The sequence below is a fragment of the Polaromonas sp. P1_F6 genome (assembly GCF_056405695.1).
Genome location: NZ_JBFUBQ010000002.1, coordinates 669,448 through 690,083 on the forward strand (window position 1 = coordinate 669,448; position 20,636 = coordinate 690,083).

The 20,636-nt window shown below is 63.8% G+C and carries 19 protein-coding genes and 1 pseudogene; 8 read left to right on the top strand and 12 right to left on the bottom strand.

Features of this window, described 5'->3' with window-relative positions; all coding sequences use genetic code 11:
- Window positions 1-210: 210 nt before the first annotated feature.
- The 3 genes from AC1DY9_RS09075 to AC1DY9_RS09085 all read left to right on the top strand — a co-directional run bounded on the left by AC1DY9_RS09075 (window position 211) and on the right by AC1DY9_RS09085 (window position 3,096).
- Window positions 211-1,467 (top strand): methyltransferase, encoded by a 1,257-nt coding sequence (locus AC1DY9_RS09075; protein WP_457279187.1) that lies wholly within the window; start codon window positions 211-213, stop codon window positions 1,465-1,467.
- A gap of 19 nt (window positions 1,468-1,486) precedes the next feature.
- Window positions 1,487-2,509: a tRNA dihydrouridine synthase gene (locus tag AC1DY9_RS09080; RefSeq protein ID WP_477666331.1), complete on the top strand. Its 1,023-nt coding sequence runs from the start codon at window positions 1,487-1,489 to the stop codon at window positions 2,507-2,509.
- Window positions 2,510-2,631: 122 nt separating this feature from the next.
- Window positions 2,632-3,096: an RcnB family protein gene (locus tag AC1DY9_RS09085; protein WP_477666332.1), complete on the top strand. Its 465-nt coding sequence runs from the start codon at window positions 2,632-2,634 to the stop codon at window positions 3,094-3,096.
- A gap of 97 nt (window positions 3,097-3,193) precedes the next feature.
- Here the strand turns inward: AC1DY9_RS09085 and AC1DY9_RS09090 are convergent.
- A pseudogene (locus AC1DY9_RS09090) lies at window positions 3,194-3,925 on the bottom strand (GNAT family N-acetyltransferase); the annotation flags it as partial.
- 128 nt (window positions 3,926-4,053) lie between these two features.
- Between AC1DY9_RS09090 and pdxR the strand changes: the two are divergent.
- Both pdxR and AC1DY9_RS09100 read left to right on the top strand, forming a co-directional pair.
- Window positions 4,054-5,547 carry a MocR-like pyridoxine biosynthesis transcription factor PdxR gene (gene pdxR / locus AC1DY9_RS09095; RefSeq protein WP_477666333.1) on the top strand — a complete coding sequence of 498 codons (1,494 nt, stop codon included), beginning with the start codon at window positions 4,054-4,056 and terminating at the stop codon, window positions 5,545-5,547.
- 20 nt (window positions 5,548-5,567) lie between these two features.
- Entirely contained in the window at window positions 5,568-6,428 is an 861-nt protein-coding gene (locus tag AC1DY9_RS09100; RefSeq protein ID WP_477666334.1) for a PA4780 family RIO1-like protein kinase, read from the top strand.
- 20 nt (window positions 6,429-6,448) lie between these two features.
- On the opposite strand, the gene AC1DY9_RS09105 is transcribed toward AC1DY9_RS09100, so the two are convergent.
- On the bottom strand, window positions 6,449-7,651 hold the full coding sequence (locus AC1DY9_RS09105; protein ID WP_477666335.1) for a multidrug effflux MFS transporter: 1,203 nt from the start codon (window positions 7,649-7,651) through the stop codon (window positions 6,449-6,451).
- A gap of 295 nt (window positions 7,652-7,946) precedes the next feature.
- On the opposite strand from AC1DY9_RS09105, the gene AC1DY9_RS09110 reads away from it, so the two are divergent.
- Window positions 7,947-10,376, top strand: a complete 2,430-nt coding sequence (locus AC1DY9_RS09110; protein WP_477666336.1) for a cellulase family glycosylhydrolase — start codon at window positions 7,947-7,949, stop codon at window positions 10,374-10,376.
- A 24-nt stretch (window positions 10,377-10,400) separates the two neighbouring features.
- On the opposite strand, the gene AC1DY9_RS09115 is transcribed toward AC1DY9_RS09110, so the two are convergent.
- Both AC1DY9_RS09115 and argE read right to left on the bottom strand, forming a co-directional pair.
- Window positions 10,401-11,360 carry a tripartite tricarboxylate transporter substrate binding protein gene (locus AC1DY9_RS09115; protein ID WP_477666337.1) on the bottom strand — a complete coding sequence of 320 codons (960 nt, stop codon included), beginning with the start codon at window positions 11,358-11,360 and terminating at the stop codon, window positions 10,401-10,403.
- Between the two features lie 49 nt (window positions 11,361-11,409).
- Window positions 11,410-12,636: an acetylornithine deacetylase gene (argE, locus tag AC1DY9_RS09120; protein WP_477666338.1), complete on the bottom strand. Its 1,227-nt coding sequence runs from the start codon at window positions 12,634-12,636 to the stop codon at window positions 11,410-11,412.
- A gap of 180 nt (window positions 12,637-12,816) precedes the next feature.
- Here argE and AC1DY9_RS09125 point away from each other — a divergent pair, with 180 nt between their 5' ends.
- Window positions 12,817-13,326 (top strand): DUF1993 domain-containing protein, encoded by a 510-nt coding sequence (locus AC1DY9_RS09125; protein ID WP_457279178.1) that lies wholly within the window; start codon window positions 12,817-12,819, stop codon window positions 13,324-13,326.
- A gap of 63 nt (window positions 13,327-13,389) precedes the next feature.
- Here AC1DY9_RS09125 and AC1DY9_RS09130 read toward each other — a convergent pair whose 3' ends face one another.
- From AC1DY9_RS09130 to AC1DY9_RS09165, 8 genes are all read right to left on the bottom strand, one after another.
- Complete coding sequence (locus AC1DY9_RS09130) at window positions 13,390-13,911, bottom strand: hypothetical protein (protein ID WP_457279177.1); 522 nt, start codon at window positions 13,909-13,911, stop codon at window positions 13,390-13,392.
- A 622-nt stretch (window positions 13,912-14,533) separates the two neighbouring features.
- Complete coding sequence (locus tag AC1DY9_RS09135; protein WP_477666339.1) at window positions 14,534-15,232, bottom strand: hypothetical protein; 699 nt, start codon at window positions 15,230-15,232, stop codon at window positions 14,534-14,536.
- Window positions 15,233-15,381: 149 nt separating this feature from the next.
- Window positions 15,382-16,431, bottom strand: coding sequence for a class I SAM-dependent methyltransferase (locus AC1DY9_RS09140; protein WP_477666340.1), 1,050 nt, complete (start codon window positions 16,429-16,431; stop codon window positions 15,382-15,384).
- Between the two features lie 220 nt (window positions 16,432-16,651).
- Window positions 16,652-17,125 carry a DUF4864 domain-containing protein gene (locus AC1DY9_RS09145; protein ID WP_457279173.1) on the bottom strand — a complete coding sequence of 158 codons (474 nt, stop codon included), beginning with the start codon at window positions 17,123-17,125 and terminating at the stop codon, window positions 16,652-16,654.
- A 93-nt stretch (window positions 17,126-17,218) separates the two neighbouring features.
- A complete protein-coding gene (locus AC1DY9_RS09150) occupies window positions 17,219-18,109 on the bottom strand; it encodes a PhzF family phenazine biosynthesis protein (RefSeq protein ID WP_477666341.1) in 891 nt (296 codons plus the stop codon).
- 119 nt (window positions 18,110-18,228) lie between these two features.
- A complete protein-coding gene (locus tag AC1DY9_RS09155) occupies window positions 18,229-18,465 on the bottom strand; it encodes a hypothetical protein (protein ID WP_457279171.1) in 237 nt (78 codons plus the stop codon).
- 79 nt (window positions 18,466-18,544) lie between these two features.
- Complete coding sequence (petA, locus tag AC1DY9_RS09160; protein ID WP_477666342.1) at window positions 18,545-19,162, bottom strand: ubiquinol-cytochrome c reductase iron-sulfur subunit; 618 nt, start codon at window positions 19,160-19,162, stop codon at window positions 18,545-18,547.
- A gap of 41 nt (window positions 19,163-19,203) precedes the next feature.
- On the bottom strand, window positions 19,204-19,653 hold the full coding sequence (locus AC1DY9_RS09165; protein ID WP_457279169.1) for a carboxypeptidase-like regulatory domain-containing protein: 450 nt from the start codon (window positions 19,651-19,653) through the stop codon (window positions 19,204-19,206).
- A 278-nt stretch (window positions 19,654-19,931) separates the two neighbouring features.
- On the opposite strand from AC1DY9_RS09165, the gene AC1DY9_RS09170 reads away from it, so the two are divergent.
- Window positions 19,932-20,594: an alpha/beta hydrolase gene (locus tag AC1DY9_RS09170; RefSeq protein WP_457279168.1), complete on the top strand. Its 663-nt coding sequence runs from the start codon at window positions 19,932-19,934 to the stop codon at window positions 20,592-20,594.
- Window positions 20,595-20,636 lie beyond the last annotated feature (42 nt).

The window sequence follows — 20,636 nt, forward strand, 5'->3', positions numbered from 1 at the left end:
TGGAGCCTGTTGAGCGCCCAAAACAGCCTGGAGACCCTCAAAAAGCCGTTTTTTCAGGATCGAAAGTGCCTGAGAGGCAATCAGGATGTGCGCGAGCAGCTATTAAATTGATAGTGATTAGGTAGCGCTTGCAGCCGCTGGGGGCGGCCATCTGTTAAAACACTTGGCTTTCCTCTTTGTTCTTCTTTGTGTCTGACCCTGATGCCCCTGATGCCCCTGATACCCGTTTCACCTGCCGCTCCCGTTGCTTCTTCTGCTGAGCCCGCCACCATCCACTGGACGGAGGGCGGCGAAGCGCGTTCTGCGCGCTGGCGTTCCGAGCGCGGTGCGCCGCCGCCCAAGCGCGTGGTGATCGCTGACGACACCCTCGCGGCTGACGCGGCTTACCGCCTGGCCTGTGAAGGCACGGGCCTGCTCTGGCGCGGCGACTTCCAGAATGCCCGGCTGCTGTTGCAGGCGCTGGCGCGCCGCGTCGACAAACCGGCCAAACCCAAGCGAGAGAAACGCGTGAAAGACCAGAAGGCCGGGGAAGCCAGCACCCAGGCTTCAGCAGCCGCACCGGTTTTTCCGGAAGCCTTTCACCTGCACCGTCAGTCCCAGGCGCAGCGCGCCCGTGTGCTGGGCATGGTGCTGATTCCGTTTGACGCGGACTACAGCATCCCCTTGCGCCGCGCACCGGATGCAAAAAAAGCCTGCGCCGAAGCCTGGGGACCATCCAGGGATGGCGCAGTGCCCTCCGTCGCATCGCTGCGCGAGCTGATGGGTTTCATCAGCTCGCACGAATGGCGCCGCAAGGGCGTGCCCATTCCCGCGCTGGGTGAAGACGGGCCGCACAACCGCATCCATCCGCACTACGGCGTTTTCTCGCCGGTGCGCGGTGAATACATCGACCTGGTGGCCCAGGCACCCGTGCCTGAAGGCACCGATGACCTGACCGGTTTTGACATCGGCACCGGCACCGGCGTGCTGGCCGCCGTGCTGGCGCTGCGCAGCGGCATCCAGCGCGTGGTGGCCACCGACCAGGACCCGCGTGCGCTGGCTTGCGCGCGCGACAACCTCAAGCGCCTGGGCTTTCCGCAAGTCGAGGTACGCGAGGCCAACCTGTTCCCCGAAGGCAAGGCGCACATCATCGTCTGCAATCCACCGTGGTTGCCGGCGCGCCCCGGCTCGCCGCTGGAGCATGCGGTGTATGACGAAGACAGCCGCATGCTGCTGGGTTTCCTCAACGGCCTGGCGGCGCACCTGGAGCCCAAAGGCGAGGGCTGGCTGATCCTGTCGGATATTGCCGAGCACCTGGGCCTGCGCACGCGCGCCTGGCTGCTGGCGGCGATCGATGCAGCGGGCCTCAAGGTGGTGGACCGCCTGGACGCGCAGCCGCATCACCCCAAGGCCTCCGACGCCAGCGATGCGCTGCATGCGGCGCGCGCGGCAGAAGTCACGTCCTTGTGGCGATTGGCCGCCAAATAGAAACCAGAAGCTGGCTGGGATGAGTACTGAACCACGCGCTACCGTCCTGCTGGCCCCGATGGAAGGGCTGCTGGATTTTGTACTGCGTGACATCCTCACGCGGGTCGGCGGCATTGACCGCTGCGTCTCTGAATTCATCCGCATCACCGACCAGCTGTTGCCCGAGCATGTGTTCTATCGCATCGTGCCCGAGCTGCACCACGGCGGCCGCACGCTGGCCGGTGTGCCGGTGCGTGCGCAGCTGCTGGGCTCCGACCCGGGCTGCATGGCCGAGAATGCCGCGCGGCTCGCAAGCCTTGGTCCGGCAGGCATTGACCTGAACTTTGGCTGCCCGGCCGCGGTGGTCAATCGCCACGGCGGAGGTGCATCGCTGCTGCGTGAGCCCGAAACCCTGACGGCCGTTGTCGGCGCGGTTCGCCGGGCGGTGCCGGCCGGCATGCCCGTCTCGGCCAAGATGCGGCTGGGCTACGAAGACGATGCGCGTGCCGTGGAATGCGCGCTCGCCATCGAAGCCGGCGGCGCCGGCGAACTGGTGGTACACGCCCGCACCAAAGCCCAGGCCTACAAGCCGCCCGCCTACTGGGAACGCATCGCCGACATCCGTGCCGCAGTCAGGATTCCGGTAGTGGCCAATGGCGAGATATGGACAGTGGAAGATGCGCGGCGCTGCCGTGAAGCTTCGGGTTGCGGCGTGCTGATGATCGGCCGCGGCGCGGTGCGCGACCCGGGCCTGGGGCTGGCGATCAAGGCGGATATGGCCGGTGAGCACCACCATGCCACCGTGAGCTGGCCCACGCTGCTGCCGCTGATCGCCGAGTTCTGGCACATCGTCTGCTCACGGCTTGAGACACGCGCGAGGGCAGGGCGCCTCAAGCAGTGGCTGAATTTTTTGCGGCGGCGTTTTCCTGAAGCGGAAGTGGCTTACCAGGCGATCAAGACGGTGAATGATCCGATGCTGGTTGATGAATGGCTGGCTCAGCTGCTGCAACTTGGCGAGAGTGACAAGCCTTCCGCGCGCTTGCCTTTGCCCGTACTGGCTTGAAAGGCCAAGACCTGAGTTCGGCACAGATTGCAACCAGGCTTTACACAAACACTCCCGCGGCTTTGCTGCGCCGACACTTCGCCGGAACACCATGAGGGCTCTTCCATCCAAAGGAGTCGATCATGAAATCAAAAGCCATTGTGTGTGCCATCGCCGCAGCGTCGCTGGGCTTTGCCTCGCTCTCGTTTGCGCAAGGCTACGAAGGGCGCGGCCAGCGCGGTGAGTCGCCTCGTGTTGAGCAGCGCGGGTCTGTCGGTCCCGGTTACAGTCGCGACGATGGTCCCGGCTATGGTCCCGGTCATGGTCGTGCAGACGCCCGTGCAGACGATCGTGGCGGGCGCGGTTTTGACCATCGTGACGATCGCCGTTACGCCCGCAATGACCGCCACTTCGATGGGCACGGCCCGCAGTTCTACCGTGGTGGCCGCATCCCGAATGAGTACCGCGGCCGTCAGTATGTGGTGAATGACTGGCGCGGGCATCGCCTCCATGCGCCGCCGCGTGGCCAGCAGTGGGTGCAGGTGGGTGCGGACTATGCACTCATCGCCATCGCCACCGGTGTCATCGCGCAACTGGTGCTGAACTGAACTTTCGGTACGGCGCCGGGAAATACATACCCGGCGCCGTCCTGGAGTTCGCGGCGAAAAGAAACCCCCTTGTGTGGTGCTGCCGTCAGGCTGCCATCGCAGCGGGGGCTTTGTGCATCAGGCGGCTGCGAATGTCAGTGAGCGCCAGAACCTGCGCACCCTGCGCATCAAAATTACCCGGCGAAAGCCAGCTGTCGAAGGCTTTCTTCAAGAGCGGCCATTCACCGTCAATGATGGAAAACCAGGCGGTGTCGCGCGTCCTGTTCTTGTAGACGAGGAGCTGCCGGAAAACGCCTTCGAAGCTGAAACCGAGCCTGGCGGCCGCGCTGCGCGACGGCGCGTTGAGGCTGTCGCATTTCCACTCGTAGCGGCGGTAACCGAGCGTTTCGAAGACCAGCTTCATCAGCAGGTACTGGGCTTCGGTGGAGGCGCGGCTGCGCTGCAGCAGCGGCGAGAAGATCACGTGCCCGACCTCAATGACGCCGTTGGCGGTGTCCATGCGCATCAGTGACAGCGTCCCGACCGCGCGCTGGGTGCCGGCGTCCACGACCGTGTAATGCAAAGGGTCGGCGCTGGCTGCGTTGCGTTCGAGGTAGGCATCGAAATCGCTGCGCGCGGTAAATGGCTCGGGGGCCAAGTAGGTCCAGGCCCGGCCGTCGGGTGCGGCGGCGTAGGCGGTGAACAGGTCGTCGCCATGGCGCCTGGCGTCCAGCGGCTCGAGGCGGCAATACCGGCCTTCGAGTGTGATGCGTGGCGGCCTTTGCCTTGCTGTCCAGCCCTGCATGGCTTCGCCAATGGGTTGCCCGTAGGCGTTTGTGCGTGTGGTCATCGATGCTCCTGTGAGTTTGATCGCCTAGGTTAAGATCTTTGTGGCTCTTCATAAAGTGCCATAAAGTGGTTATTTCGTGGTGCCACGATCTGCGACCAAATTCTTTGCCGTTCAACAACCCTTGCGCGATGCCCTCCACCCAGTCCGCTAACAAGTCCGCTCCAAAGCATTCCGCCCCGCAGGGTTTCCTGGAAGCCCCGCTGGACAGGTCCGACGCCGAGCCTTTGCAGCGCCAGCTTTACCGCAGGCTCAAGGAGGCCATCCTCAAGGGCCAGCTGGCTGCGGGCAGCCGCCTGCCCGGTTCGCGCGCATTGGCGCAAACCCTGTCGGTCTCGCGCAATACCGTGGCGATTGCCTACGAACACCTGGTTTCCGAAGGCTATGTCCGCGCCGACCGGCAGGGAAGCACCGTGGCGGCTGTGTTGCGCCCGGCCACGCAGCAGGCGCAGCCCGAGGCCACCGCGCCATCCCGTGTGGCACTGCGCCTGTCCCGCATTCGCTCGGGCCCCGCACGGCTCGACACCAGCACCGCCCTGCGACCCGGCGTGCCGGCCCTTTCCCACTTTCCGCTGGCCGTCTGGCGCAGCACGCTGGACCGCGCGGTGCGTGAGGCCTTGCCGGCGGCGCTGCATTACGGCGACCCTTTCGGTCAGGCTGAACTGCGCACCGCCATTGCGCGCCACCTGGCAATCACGCGCGGCGTGCATTGCGAGCCGGCGCAGGTCATCGTGACGGAAGGGGCGCAGGAGGCGCTCATGCTGTGTGTGCGCTTGCTGACCAACCCGGGCGACACGGCCTGGGTGGAAGACCCGGGCTACCGGGGCGCCAAGGCAGCGATGCATGCGGGTGACCTGCGCATCGTGCCGAAACGCATGGACGACGAAGGCCTGCACATCGGCGCGGCGGATTGGCGCTCACGCACGCCACGGCTGATTTACACGACGCCTTCGCACCAGTATCCGATTGGCGTGGTGATGTCGGTGGCACGCCGCCTGGCCTTGATGTCTGCCGCGCGCAGGCACGGCGCCTGGATCATTGAAGACGACTACGACAGCGAATTCCGGCATGCCGGCGAACCCATAGGCGCGATGCAGGGCCTGGTGGCCGATGCGCCTGTGCTCTACGTTGGCACGTTTTCCAAAACCATGTTCCCCTCGTTGCGCCTGGGTTTCGTGGTCATGCCAAAGCCACTGCTGGCTTCAGCGCAGGACGCCTTGCGTGAGATGCTTCGCGGCGGCCACAGCCATGAGCAGCTTGCCATGGCCGGCTTTATCGAATCCGGGCAGTTTGTGCGGCACCTGGGCCGGATGCGAAGGCTGTACCGTGAGCGCCAGCATGCCCTGCGGGAAGCACTGACACGGCACCTGCGCGTTCCGCACGTCATTGAAGGCGGGCAGGGCGGCCTTCACCTGGCTGTCCGCCTGCCGCGGGATTTTGCGGACGCTCGCATTGCGGAAGCTGCCCGGCGGTACGGGATGGCGCCCATGCCGCTTTCCTCGTTTGCCATGGCGCCGGCGCCTGAAGACAACGGCCTTGTGCTGGGCTACGGGAACACCGCGACGGAGCTGCTGGACCCTCTCGTCAAACGCCTGTCGCAGCTGGTGCTGGCGGCAGGAGGATGAGCCCGGCGCACAATGGCACCATGAAAACACCCAAGAGGCTGCAGTCGCTGCTCGAAGAAGGCCTGATCGATACCGTGGTACGGCAACTGATGAGCGGCAAGGAAGCCATGGTTTACGTGGTGCGCTGCGGCGACGAAACCCGCTGCGCCAAGGTCTACAAAGACGCTACCGAGCGCAGCTTTCGCCAGGCGGTGGACTACACCGAGAACCGCAAGGTCAAAAACACGCGGCAGGCGCGCGCCATGGCCAAGGGCACGCGTTTCGGCCGGCAGGCCACCGAAGCGGCCTGGCAAAGCGCCGAGGTCGATGCGTTGTACCGGCTGGCTGCAGCCGGCGTTCGTGTACCCAAGCCGCACAACTTTTGCGATGGCGTGCTGCTGATGGAGCTGGTGACCGACGAGCGCGGTGATGCCGCACCGCGCCTGAACGACGTGGAGTTCACGCCCGAAGATGCCCGCCAGCACCACGCCACGCTGCTCACGGAAGTGGTGCGCATGCTGTGCGCCGGTGTTGTGCACGGCGATTTGTCGGAATTCAACATCTTGCTCGGTGTGACGGACGGCCAGCCCGGCCCGGTCATCATCGACCTGCCGCAGGCGGTGGACGCTGCCGGCARCAACCACGCGGGCCGCATGCTGCTGCGCGACGTGGCGAACCTGCGCGGCTTCTTCGGCCGCTTTGCGCCGGAGCTGCTGCAAACCGACTACGGCAGCGAGATCTGGGACCTGTACCAGCGCGGCGTGCTGCAGCCCGAGACGGTGCTGACGGGCCGCTTTGCCCACAAGACCGGGCCGGTCAACCTCGGCGCCGTGATGGGTGAGATCGACGATGCGCGTGCTGAAGAGTCAGCGCGGCGGCTGCGCATGCAACAAGCCCGTTAGGTGCGTCTTTTCGCGAGGCGCTAGTGCGCCGGCGCAGTGGCAGCGCGCTTGCCGCCCAGCGTCACGCGTGCCGTGACATACGCCAGCAAGGCGCATCCGGCGATGCCGGCCACCATGGGGCGGGCGCTGCCGTCTACAAACACGCCCACCACCGCCATCACCACCGCGCCGGTGACAAACTGCAAGGTGCCCATGAGGGCCGAGGCCGTGCCGGCTATGGCGCCGTGTTCTTCCAGTGCCAGTACGGCGGTGGTTGGAACCACCAAGCCCAGAAATCCATAGCCCACCAGCATCAGCGCGATCATCACGTCCAGCCTTTCGATGCCCACCAGGTTCAGCACCAGCAGCAGGGCCATCACGGCGGCATAACCCGTCACGGCCACTTTCACGATGGGCACAAGCCCGAAACGCGCAGCCAGCTTGCCGGTGAACTGCGAAACCCCGATGAAGGAGGCTGCGTTGACCGCGAAGGCGATGCTGTACTGGCGCGGTGTCAGTCCGTAGTGGTTGATCAGCACAAAGGACGAGTTGGCAAGGTAGGCAAAAAAACTCGAGATGCCGAACGCGCCGATGAACACCAGGCCCAGGAAGTGGCGGTCGCGCAGCAGCACGCCGTAGGCGGTCAATGCGCTGCCAAAGCTGCTGTCCACGCGCTGCTCGGCAGGCCGTGTTTCCGGCAAGGTCATGGCCACCAGCACCAGCCCTGCGGCGGCGGCCACGGTGACGGCCCAGAACACGCTGCGCCAGCCGAAGGCCTCAATGAGGAAGCTGCCGGCCAGCGGCGCCAGGATGGGCGAGACGCTGAAGACCAACATCAGCAGGGACATGAGGCGCGCGGCGTCGTGGCCGGTATGCAGGTCCCGCACCACCGCGCGCGGCACCACCATGCCGGCGCAGGCGCCCAGGCCCTGGATGAAGCGCAGCACCACCAGCGTCTGGATGTCAGGCGCCAGCGCGCAGCCGATGCTGCCGGCGGCAAACAGCAGCAGGCCGAAGTACAGCGGCGGCTTGCGGCCCACCATGTCGGAGACCGGGCCGTAGATGATTTGCCCAATGCCGAGGGAGATGAAAAACGCCATCAGGCTGGCTTGCACCGCGCCCATGGAGGCGCCCAGGCTGTGCCCGATGGAAGGCAGCGCGGGAAGGTACATGTCGATGGCGAAAGGGCCGATGGCGGACAGCAAACCCAGCACCAGGGCTGCCCGGAAGAAACTTTTTGTCATGAATGAAATGAAGTCAAGCCGCTTTGTGTATCAGTAACAAGGTGGAAGGCCTTGCACCCAAACGGCACTGTTAAAACCGCCATTGAAAACGCACCAGGGCGGGGCGCAATGACGGTAAGAAATTATCTGCGGCTATTGTCGCTGACCTCGCTGTCTCTTGCTTGCACTGCGCCGGTAACCTGTCAGGCCTGACAGGGGCCCAAATGTAAGCGGGACGCTGTGTTGATTCAAACTGTAATGAAGCCGCAATACGGGGTTTAACCTGAGGTCTTTGGACGAACAGGAGCGCACCCCGATGCATAGACGTGAATTTTCACAGGCCGCCGTGGCGGCTGGCGCGGTGGCCGCCTTTGGGCCTTTCATGACGGCCCGGCTTGCCCAGGCCGCAGCGCCTCTTGCTGCGGCCGGCTCGCCAGCGATGGGGACCAATCTCTCCGGCATGGAATGGGCAAAAACCGGCTTGCGGCGCAACACGAGTTCTGCAACCAACATCCATTTCACCGTGCCGCGCAAGGCCGACGTGGATTATCTCGCCGCCTGCGGCTTCACCAAAAACAGGCTGCCCATTCAATGGGAGCTGCTGCAGCCCATGCTGCATGACACAGTGGCCAACGCTGCGGCCAAAGCGGCGATCGGCAATCCGGGTGTTTTCCATGCCGCGTATGAAGCCTATATCACCGGTGTGCTGGATGCCCATGCGGCGGCGGGTATGAAGTGCATCATCGACAACCATAACTACGGGCGCTACCAGGATTTCAAATTTCAGGCCGACGGATCCGTACTTGGCCTGACGGTGCCGTCCGACCCGCTGCTGCGGCCCTACACCACCGATGCAAGCCAGGTGCAGGTAAGGATTTTTTCGTTGACCGCAGGCGCCACACTCAAGCAGTCCCAGTTTGCGGATTTCTGGGCGCGTGCCGCCACGAAGTGGAAGAGCCACCCGGGCTTCGGCGGCTATGGCCTCATGAACGAACCGCACGACCTGCCCAAGCCGGGTGGCCTTATCGCCTCGGATGAAGAAACCGTGAAGGGCGGTGAAGACCTGGCGATCATGGCGGCGTATTCGCAGGCTGCCATCAATGCGATCCGGACCATAGATCCCGTAAACCCCATTTATGTGGGCGGCAACCAGTACAGCGCGGCCATATCGCTGGGCACCAAGAACCCGGGCTTCCCGGTCACAGGCGCCAACCTCGTGTATGAAGTCCACGTCTACCTTGATGCCTTCGGCAACGGTGCCTCTTTCGATTACGACACGGAAGTCGCCAAGAACTACAGCGCGGGTTTTGGTGTCGGCCCTATCAAGGCTTCCACGGGCATGGACCGCCTGAAGATTGCGGCCGACTGGGTACAGGCCCGGGGCGCGAAGCTGGCGCTCACCGAGATCGGCATGCCGATTGACGACACGCGGTGGCAAACCATGTTTGCCCAGGCCGTCAACTATGCGCGCCAGGTCAACTGCGAGGTCTATAGCTGGATGGGGGGCAACCACTGGCCCATCCACAACTACGCCATCAATCATGTGCCGGGCTGGCACCAGAACCGCACGCTCGAGCCGCTGGTCTCGGGGCCGATGAAGGCTGCGGTGGGTATTGTGCAGGCCACCGTGTACGACGACGGTCCGGGCTATTCACCTGCCGGTGCACCGCTGACGTTTACGGTGTATGCCCGCGGCAATCTGGCGCAACCCGTGACGCTGACGGTGGCCTCCAACAACGGAGGCGCGTTGAGCAAGTCCAGCCTTGTCATTCCTGCGGGCGCCAACGGCCAGGACACCTTTACCTTCACGCCGGCAGCCAATCGGGTGGCTACGCTGACCTATACCAGCGGCGGCCAGCTGTCGGGCCAGGTGCCGCCGCCGCGCAAGGTGTTCTCGCTGACCGATCCGGTGGCCTACGCTGCCACCAGCCTGGCCGATGCCGCGCTGGCCATCATCGCGAAATACAACGCCTGCAAATGGGACATGACCCACGGCTACACCGACTACCTGCTGGGTGCGCCCGCCGCGGCCGGGCAGGCGGTGCGCGCGGTGTCGGATTCGGGTTATGGCTCCAGCCCCGGCAATGCCATGGAGATGATCAACTGGATCAACAGGGACGGCCCCAACATGGGCACGATGGCGCCGCCGGTGATGCGCGTCAACGCCGGCGGCAAAAAGTATTCGGACCACAGTGTTTACGACACGGCGGGCTTCTGGTGCAAAAAATCAGTGCCGATGGCCGGCATCCAGCCCAATCCGAAAAACCGCGTGCCCTACAACATTGAAGATCCCCATTTCGCCATTGCCGCGGTCAGTGTTCCGGGGCCCACCAATACCGGCGTGGTTTTCCAGGCCTCAAAGACCGAGACGCTCTACACCTCGGACCTGGGTTTCACCAACAGCCAGCCGTATGCCAAATGGGTGGACTCAGCGGGGCAGACCGTGCAACTGACCAGTGCCACGAAACTCACAGCGGGTGTGCCTGCCGTGATGGCGCTCACCTCTGCCCCCGGTGCGCAGAGGTTGCGTATCAATTCGGTGCAGGCAGGCACCGCCAGTGCCACGCTGGCGCCGGGTGTGTGCAGCCAGATGCTGATCGGCTGGGGTTATCTCAGCTACTACCCGCGCGGCAGTTTCAGGGGACACATTTACGCCGTCATCGCGGGCAAGGGCGCCCCCACCGTGGCCGAGCTGGCCGTGCTGGAAAAATACCTCGCCTCCGTGGCCGGCGTCACGCTGGCATAGGCCAGCGGTGAAGTATTGCCGGCGCTATTCGACCTTGGCGCCCGATGCCTTCACGACCTCGGCCATGCGCTTGTAGTCCACTGCCAGCAGTTTGGCAAAGTCGGCGTTGTTCAACGCCAGGGGTTCGATGCCCTGCTTGTCCAGGCGCTCAAGGATGACGGGGTCCTTGAGCAGTTTGGCGATGGCCGCGTTGACACGGTTGACGTCGGCTGCAGGTGTACCGGCAGGGCCCAGCAGGCCAAACCATGAATCAAACTGGTAGCCCGGCAAGCCGCTTTCGGCAATGGTAGGGACTTCAGGCAGGTATCTGGAACGCTTGGGGGAGGTCACGCCGATCAGCCGGATGCGGCTGTCTTTGGCGAAAGCCAGCGCACCAATGCTGGCGGCAATCACGGCCTGTGCGCGGCCAGAGATCACTTCATTGATGGCTTCGCCCGTGGCTTTGAGCGGCACATGCACCACGTCGATGCCAGCCAGGCCGTTGAAATACGCCATGGAAAGATGTGTGGCGCTGCCAACGCCGGCTGTCGCGTAATTCATCTTGCCCGGGTTGGCTTTAGCGTAGCGGATGTATTCGGCCGCGGTTTTGGCGGGCACCTCGGGGTGGATCATCAGCACGTAGTCGGCCGTGCCGATATGCGCCATGGGCGTAAAGTCTTTTTGCGGGTCGTAGGCGAGTTTGGTGTAGAGCGTACCGGCGATGTTGTGGCTGGCGGCAGCCAGCACCATCGCACCGCTGTCGGGCGGGGACTTGGCGACATAACCTGTGCCCACGGTGCCGCCCGCGCCTGGACGGTTTTCCACAATCACGGTTTGGCCCAGTGCAAGGCCGAGCTCGGTGGAGATGGACCGGGCCAGGATGTCCTGCACGCCGCCCGGTGCAAAAGGCACCACGATGCGCGCGATTTTGGGGTTGGCCTGCGCCAGTGCGCTGCCTGCGGTCAGTGCCAGGCTGGTGCCCAGGAAATCTCTGCGTTGCATCATGTGTTCTTTCGGGTGAGGTAGGGGGTGCAGTGGTCAGTTCAGGACGGGCTCACGACGGATTTATGCAGAGCTCGTCGGCCAGGCGGCGCATGAAGCGCTCGCACCAGGCCAGTTGCTCCAGCGTGACCCATTCGTTCGGCTGGTGTGCCTGCGCGATATGGCCGGGGCCGCACACGATGGTCGGCACACCGGCCTGGTGGAACAACGCAGCTTCCGTGCCAAAGGAAACCTTGCCGGCGCCCGAGTTGGCATCCACATCCGCGCACCTGAAGCACAACTGGGCGATTTCGCTGCCGGCTTCCGTCGCAAAACCGGGCAGCACCGAATTGAGTTTGTGGGTGATGCCGGTGTCAGCCGCCACCGCCTGCATGGCCGGCACCAGGCTGTCGGCAAAAGCTCTGGCTTCGTTGAACAGTGCATCGGGCGAATTCATGTGATGGTGGCGGATCTCCCAGGTCACATCGCAGTCGCGCGGGATGATGTTGAGCGCGGTGCCGCCGGCAATCACCCCGGTGTGGATGGTGGTGTGGGGCACGTCGTAAACCGGATCGAAGGGGCCTTCCTTGACCAGTCGCCTGTGCATGGTCTTGAGGTGGGCCACAAATTCGCAGGCGATCTCTACCGCGTTCACGCCCAGCGGCGTGAGCGATGAATGCGCTTCAAAACCGCGCACCGACGTCTTGTAGGCATGCTTGCCCTTGTGCGCAATCACCACCTGCATGCCGGTGGGTTCGCCCACGATGCAGCCCGCAGGCTTGTAACCCTGCTCCACCATGTCGGCAATCAGGCGGCGCACGCCGATGCAGCCGACTTCCTCGTCGTAGCTGAAGGCCAGGTGAACCGGGCGCTTGAGTTTGCGCTTGAGCAGTTCGGGCACCATCATGAGCGCGGTGGCTCCATAGCTTTTCATGTCGGTCACGCCGCGGCCATAGAGCTTGCCGCCAATAATTTGCGCTGCGAACGGGTCGGTGTCCCAGGGCTGGCCGTCCACCGGCACCACGTCGGTATGGCCCGACAGCACGATACCGCCCACTTTGGTTTCGCCGTTTTCGGCGGGCAGGGTGGCCCACAGGTTGGCCTTCTTGCCGCTGTCGTCATAAGTGCGCCGGCATTCAATGCCCAGTGCCTCAAGCCGTGCCTGCGTCCAGTCAAGAAGGGGCAGGTTGCTGTCGCGCGAGACGGACGCGAAGGACACCCATTTTTCAATGATTGGCAGGGCGGCGAGGTCGGTGGCCTGCACGGCCTGGCGGGCGGCGGCGGGGAGAGGGGCGTTCATGGTGGGGCCTTTTGGGGAGGGCGGAAATTGGTATGACAGCATACTATTTTGCGAAGGGCTTCGCCGTCCCCGCAGGCCATTGCCGGGCTGCAAAGCGTTCCCGCCGCAATCCGGCGAGAATGCAGGGCGCCGCGCGCAGGGCGCGGCAGGCTATCTCCATTCCTTTACCGAAAGCTTTTCATGACCAGCAGCATCTACACCACGTCCATTCCCGTTTTCAAGCAGATGCTGGGTGGCCTCAAGGGCGTCCTGGCCAAGGCCGAAGCCCACGTTTCCGCCAAAAACATCGACCCGAATGCGCTGCTGCAGGCCCGCCTCTTCCCCGACATGTTCCCCTTGCTGCGCCAGGTGCAAGTGGCCAGCGATTTCGCCAAGAGCGTGTCGGCTCGGCTGGCCGGTGTGGAAGTGCCGAAGATCGAAGACAAGGAAACGACGTTTGCCGAACTGCAGGCGCGTATTGACACCATCCTCGCCTTCGTCGAAGGCCTGGACGTGGCGAAATTTGATGGGGCCGCCACGCGGGAGATCGTCACGCAAGCCGGCACGCCCAAGGAAAAGCGCTTTACCGGCCAGTCCTATTTGCTGAATTACGGCCTGCCGCATTTCTTTTTTCACACCACCACGGCATACGCCATCCTGCGCCACAACGGCGTGGAAGTCGGCAAAAAAGATTACATCGGCTCGTATTGAGCCCATCGCCCGCACCCGGGATGGGTGCCTGCTGCCGGGCCCCGGTGGCGCCCGGTGGTGCGCCTAGTGCGCCGGGCTTTGTGCCAGCGCGGGCGCTCCGGGCGCAGCCGGTTCCACGGGCGCACGTGGCGCGTAGCCGCTGCGCGGCCGGGTGGGGCTTTGCATCCAGATGGTCGGGTCGGGCATTTCCTGATGGGGGCAGCTGTCGCCGCCGTCAAGCTGCCATGAAATGCCGTGGAGCCAGTCACTGGCGCGCGGCTCAAAACGCATGATGTCCGCCATCAACACTTTCTGGAAAGCCGCCGCGTAGGTCAGCAGGCGCAGGTCCCACTGCTTCATGATGATGCGCAGGTACATGCCTTCGCCGCGTGTGGGGTTGGCGGTCAGCAACATCTGGCAGTCCAGCCAGTTCGACGGAATGCCCGCCCGCCGGGCAGTGTCCCGCAACAGCACCTGAATGAGCTGCTGCCGCACGCCGATGGTGGAGTGTTCGTCGCCGGGGACAGAGACTTCCGATTCAGGGTGGGTGGCGCTTGAGGCCGTTTTTGGCTGGCTTTTCAGTCCAAAGAGCTGTTGAAGTTTCATGAGGTGCCCGCATCGCGTTGCGGCGCCAGCTGTCTGACAAGAGGTATTTTTCGCTCTGTCTTTGGCTAACACCGCGTGTTACAAAGTGTTAACAATGTCGACGACTGGCGTCCGCAAGTCAAGCCGAGGGCTCTTTAAAAGCGGAATTTTTTCATGAAAACGCGGCCAAAATGATGTGCTTCGTGAGTATTCAACCTGGACGCTACAGGCGAGAACTGGCCGCGGTTGGGATTTTCAATCGAAGACGCTGGCAGCGCCGGGAAGCCTGCGCTGGATTTGCACTTGGCAAACGTCAATTTTCGTTAAATGTTTCTTTGTGTAACTGATTGATGATTTTTGCCGGCGAAGAAGGGTGTTGGCATGACGCGAATCCAGCCTGGCGCGATGCCCGCGCAACTGGACTTCAGTGACACGAAAGCGGGCCTGCATCGGGCCCATCTGGCATGTGTCCCGGCCTGCGCGAACATTTGAGCAAGCGTTGAGGGGGCGGCTGCTGTTCTTACGGGAAAAGAGCCTGCAGGCCAGACAGGACGAGCGCAAGCAGCTATTAAATCGATAGCGATACGACAGCCTTGCGCAGGTGCTTGTGGTTTAGCGGCGCGCGGTTGAACAGATGCGCGCGTTACTTTCCACCATTTCCGCCACCGTTGCCTCCGCCATTACCACCGCCGTGGCCGCCTCCATTGCCTCCGCCCTGACCTCCATTGCCGTTGCTGCCGCTTTTACCGGACTCTTTTCCGGTGCCCAGGCCCTTGCTGGAGGCATGGGCCGTGGCGACATTGCTGGCATGAACGGCATGGATGTTGTCGTTGGCTTTCTTGCCGCTCTTGGACGTGTGCGAAGCGCTCACGACGGCGCCTAGTTTCACGCCCATGCTGTTGGCAATCTGGCCCCAGCCAATGCCGTCGGCCTTCTGGGACAGCAACCCGCCCAGTGTGGCTGAGAGCTGTGAAGGCGTAGGGTTGGTAATGCCCTGTTTGGCCAGTGAAGTCTTGGCCAGCGCAAGCGCGATGTTGATGTTGCCGTAACCCATTTTTCCGGTGGCCGGCGAAAGGCTTGCGGCCGGCGCGGTGGCGTTGGGTCCGGTCGGGCTGGGGCTCAGCGAGATCGGTGTGCCCGTGCGCAGCCCCTCAACCAGCGACTCGGCGTTTTGGGGTGAACCGGCAAACGCGCTGTAGCGGCTCGCCAGCCTTGCGCCTTCCGGATTCCCGGCCGTGGTGCTCACACCGGCGTCTGTTGTTTGTGCAGCGATGACAACACCGCCGGCCAGAAACATGGCAGTGGCCGTTGCGGCGATGGTGATGGTTTTTTTGATCAGCATGGGGTGCCTCGCTTTCTGAATCAACCCTGAAGCAGGCCGGACCGCGACATACGGTGCGACCTTTTTTTATCTTAAAGGCCGTGTGGCACCGCTCGACCGTCTTCCGGCGCCGTCCTACGGCCAAGCCCGCCAAAAATGAAGCCGCGGCGCTAGGCGCGCACAAAATAGATGAACGTGGTGCCCGGAAAAATATGCCGGTAGACAGGCCGGGCAATGACCCGCGCCAGGTTTTTGGGCTGAAGCAGGCCCGAGGCGCTGTTGTACAGCCGATAGAGTTTGGGGCGCAGCGGTTTCAGGCCAAACTCTTTTCCGAAGGCGACGAGCGATTCATGGCTGAAAGCGTTGATGTGTTCGAGCGGGGCGATGGGCATCTGGTCGTCGGGCGACAGCGCGCCGAAATCTTTCCCCTGGCTGATCTTTTTCAGCGCGGCAGCCGCGTTGGGAACGCTGATCTTGATGACCCCGTCGCCTGACAGGGCATCGCGCAGTTTTTCGAGCACCAGCCTGGGCTCCGTCAGGTGTTCAAAGACCTGCTCCGTATTGATGAACCGGAACCTCCTGGCCGGCAGGTCGGCCAGGCCGACAACCCGCAGCCCCACGGATTTGCCGTGGCGGGCGCGTTCCTCGGAAAGCTCCACACCCCACACATTGCAGCCAAATCCCATGGCCATTTTTGACCAGTGCGCCCAGCCGAAGCCGAAGTCAAGCGCATCCAGCTCACCCGGCGGAAGCCCGAAGTATTGAATGATGAACTGGACCTGCTCGGCCAGGTAGCGGTATTCGTCCAGGCTGTAGTTGCGGTGCTCGCGGTCCAGCTCGGTGCCGGGAACCCAGTCGTTGTAGATCTCGCCGAGCAAGGGGTCGTCGGGCACCTGTTGCTGAAAGACCAGGCTGCAGCTGTTGCAGCGCGCCAGCGCATAGACGCCTGCGTCGGCAGTCCTTGACGCATGGCCTTCATAGTGCCTTGCAAGATAGGCCTGAACGCCCGCGCCGGCGTACGGTTCCTCGTAAACCACGGAGAGGGAAGCCGACAGGCAACCGGGACACCGCGTCCTGATCTTGAGGGCCGATTCACGCGGCTGCGTGGCACGCTGACGCTGTTGTGCATGGCGTGGCGCCTGCAGGTTTTCCCTGAGCGACGGCGAAGCCGGATCCCCCGGCAGACGCGGGAATTCAAGTGAGGTGGCGGGCATGTTCATGGGTTGAGTCCGGAATGCCGCAAACGCAGCAGCACCAAACACCTTAGCCTCCAGCAGGCAGGAGCGGGTAACCCTCTGTAAACCACGTATCGGTGCTCTTTGCCGCATACGCGTCCGGTTGGCGTGGCGTTTCAATGCGGGCCACGGCAATGGTGCCTGTCCCCGGGACGGCTCCCGCCTCTGGGAAAACCGTTATCAGCAGGCGCCGCGGACTGGCGTACTACGCCATACGGCCCTTGTTTTCGACCACCACGCACCCGGTGATGCGCCACGCTTTGTTGCTTTGCCGTTCGAGGCTGTAAACCGCCAGCCACGAAACACCGTTGGCATCGGCCATTTGCACCCGCTGGATCACCTGGTCGTTCTTGCCGTCGGGTTTCAGAAAGGCGACCGATGCCGGGCGGTATACCACCGGGTAATCGCGGCGCACCATCGCCATGAACCCCTGGGGCGTTCCGACGGCCTTCTGCACATTGGGGGCCGCAAAAGAAAACGCCCTGGCTGCGTCATCCTTTGCGAAGGCCGCCAGCTGGGCCTGCACCACGGTGCGCACCGTCTTCTCGTCAGCCGCGGTAAAGGGCGCTGCACTTGCCGGCACTGCCGTGCATACCAGCAACAGCGCCGCGCTGCCGGCAGCGAGCAGCCGGGCCATGCGGTTCAGCACACAGTTCAAATGGATCAGGCGAGCAGTCATAGGGCTAATCTTTCCTGGATTCGATGGCCGCAGTGGCTAAAGGTGTTGAAGGTGCTGAAGGTACGCAAGTGGCGCGCCAACGGATGCCATCCCTCAAATCAGCCGGCCGTGCGCCAGCACCACGACGCCGCCGCTGACCAGCATCTCACCGGCAGCGTTGGCCTCCACCGTGATGCGGCTGGGGCGCCCGGCAAAACGCCCCTGCTTGAGCGTGATGACTTCGTTCACCTTCGCCGCGCCGTGGCGCAGCAGGTAGGCGCCCGCCGGCCCGGCGGCGCTTCCGGTGGCAATGTCTTCCACCAGCCCGGCGTTGTCCCAGGTGCGGCCTTCGCGCGCCGACACGTCCAGCACGTAGGCGAATTTGGCGCCCACGGTGGCCAGCAGCGCCTCAAAATCTGGGTGCACAATTTTTGCGCGCTCCAGGCCGCCGATCACGGGCACCAGCAAGTAGGGCAGGCCGGTAGACACCACCTGCAGCGGAAAACGCACATCCAGCTGCGCCGGGCCCAGCCCGAATGCCGCGAGAAACGGCAGGCTGTCCGCGTGGCCGAGGGCTGCCTCGAAGCGGGCCACGCCCTGGTTCATGCTGGCGTCGTAAGTGCCCGGTGTGCCTTCTTTGCGTGTGGTGCTGATGGCAACTGCCCGTGTGCCCAGCATCAGCGTCCAGGCAGCAGAAGGCTGATGCCCCGCATGCAGGTGATGCAACAAACCTGCTGCGCCCAGCAGGGGGTGGCCGGCGAAGTCGAGCTCTTCCTCCATCGTGAATATTCGCGCCTCGAAGCGGTTCCCGGGGCCGTCAGGCGTGAGGAAAATGCTCTCGAACTGCCGCATTTCGATGGTCAGGCGTTGCATCTGGCGCGCCGGCAAGGGGCTTTCGGGCAGAAACACCGACAGGCCGTTGCCGGCCAGCGCCTCGTGGGTAAACACGTCCACCTGGTAGTACTGCAGCCCCGACAAGGGCGGCATGGTTGTCATCACTGTCATGTGGCAATTCTCCTGCGGGGAATTATCGCGGTGCAGGTCATTGCGGCGGCATCCCGGCTTGCGGGCTGCCGTTTCTGTTTGGGATCCAGCGGCTTGCACCGCGGGATCGCCTGTGCGGTTTAAATCCCGAGCAGCTTCTTCGCGCCGCCCAGCGCTTTCATGGAGTCGTCGTGCTTGCCTTCCTTGTGAAACTTTTCGCCATCGGCGCGAAGCTCTTTCACTTTGGTCATGTCGGCGGGCGAGAGCTTGGGGTTGGTGGAGAGCTTGGCGTCAATCGCCTTCATCTCGTTGGGGCAGTTATGGGCAAACGCCAGGGACGAAGTGGCCAGGGCGACGGCGGCAATGATGAGCTTCATGTGAATCTCCAACCTGCGTCAGAAAATGCTGACGCCAGATGCTAGCAAAGCCTCTGCTGTGGCACAAGCCGCAGTGACACTAGCTTGTCTGGCCGATTTGCAGCTTGGTGGCGTCGATGAACTGGTATTCCGGGATGTCCAGGTTGGTCGGCGCCGGTACGTTCTTCACTACGCGGCCGGCAAGATCAAACCGGGAGCCGTGGCAGGGGCAAAAAAATCCGCCGGGCGCGTGAAGCTCGGCATTCAGCGCGCTGTCGTCCAGGCGCAGGGTCGGTGAGCAGCCCAGGTGCGTGCACACCCCCACCGCCACCAGGATTTCGGGGCGCTCGGAGCGGGTCGCGTTGGCGCACGATTTCGGTTGCTCGGATCGCCTGGACTGCGGGTCTGCCAATGCCGCATTGGGCTGTTGCAGCGCGCGCACCATCTCCTCACTGCGGCGCATCAGCCAGACCGGTTTTCCGCGCCAGGCGACGGTGCGCAGCTCGCCTGTCGCCAATGTGGAAATATCGACAAGCACCGGGCCGCCCTGGGCGCGTGCCACTTCAGAGGGCGCAAGGCTGGCGGCGAAGGGGTAGGCCGCGGCCAGCAGCCCGGCGCCGGCGGCGATGCCGGTTGCGGCCGCCAGCAGGCGTCGCCGCTCGGCGTCCGGCAGGGTGCCGTCGTCTATCGCCCGGATCAGTTCGGTGACGCTGCGCATGATCTGACTTGAAACGTTAAATTGAGGCAGGCCCGGTGTGCTTACGGCGCGGTTTTATCGGCGCCCGCTCCCCAGAGGAACACCTCTCTGGAGGGTTTGCCTGCCCTCACGTCCACCTTCCTGCGCTGGGTCTGGCCGGCCAGCGTCGCCTCCACGGCATAACTGCCCGGTGCCAGCCGGGCCAGCAGGAAGGGGCCTTCCGACGTGGCCTGAAGCACTTCATTTCCCCGGGCATCGAGCACCCGCACCTTCACGTCGGCCGCGAAGTCGGCACGCTGCTTGTCCTTGATGGCAAATTCGAGTGTCAGCGGCCATTGCCCGCTGGCATTGCGGATCGCTGCGGATTCGTCGGCGCCGATGCCGCCGCTCAGGTATTCAACCGGGCCGCCGGTGCGCACCGGCGGCAAGGGGGCGCTTGCCTGGGCCAGTGCGCCGCCCGCCATAAGCGCACCGAGGACGGCCGAGGCGGCCTTGTGGGTCAGGGTTTTCATTTCAGCGTGCTCCTTCTGCAACGATGGGCAGCAAGTCGGCGCAGTGTGCTGCCTGGCACTGTGTTCATGCGGCCTGTCGATAGGTGCGAAGGCCTGGCCAGCTACCTTGTCATCACACCGTAGCAGGCTTTGTGCGCCAGGTGTTCAGCGCTGCCGGAAACCATTGTTCGCGGGTCAGCTTAGGCCGGTCTTAAAATCCCCGCTGGCATGCTTTGCAGCTTCAAGCCCGCAGCATTCAATCGTCATCTGTTCCTTCAACCACCTGGACCCGTCACCCCATGCCCCTCGAAGTCATTGAAGCCCAGACCGGCGACAAGCCCGTCGCCACTGTCCTCATCATGCACGGCCTCGGGGCCGACGGCCGGGACTTCCTGCCAATTGCAGAGCAGATGGATTTGTCCAGCGTGGGCGATGTGCGTTTCCTGTTTCCGAGTGCACCCAGCATTCCGGTCACCATCAACGGCGGCTACGTCATGCCGGCCTGGTACGACCTGCTGGGCGCCGACCTGGTCAGCCGGCAGGACGAGGCCGGGCTGCGCAAGTCGCAAGGCGACATCGAGGCCTTGATCGCCCGGGAAAAGTCCCGCGGCATTCCCGCCAGCCGCATTGTGGTGGCGGGCTTTTCGCAGGGCTGCGCCATGGCGCTCATGACGGGCCTGCGCCACGGCGAACGGCTGGCCGGTATTGCGGGCCTGTCGGGTTACCTGCCGCTGGCCGACAAGACGGCCGCCGAGCGCAGCGCCGCCAACCAGGACGTACCCATTTTTCTGGCGCATGGCACGCGCGACGGCGTGGTGGTGCTGCCGCGCGCCACCGCCACGCGCGATGCACTCAACGCCATGGGCTACACGGTCGAGTGGCACGAGTACATGATGGAGCACTCGGTGTGCCCACAGGAAATCACCGACCTGGAACAATGGTTGTGCCGGGTTCTGGCCTGACGGGATTTTAAGGAAGAATGGCTGCAGCCCTTATAGAAAGAG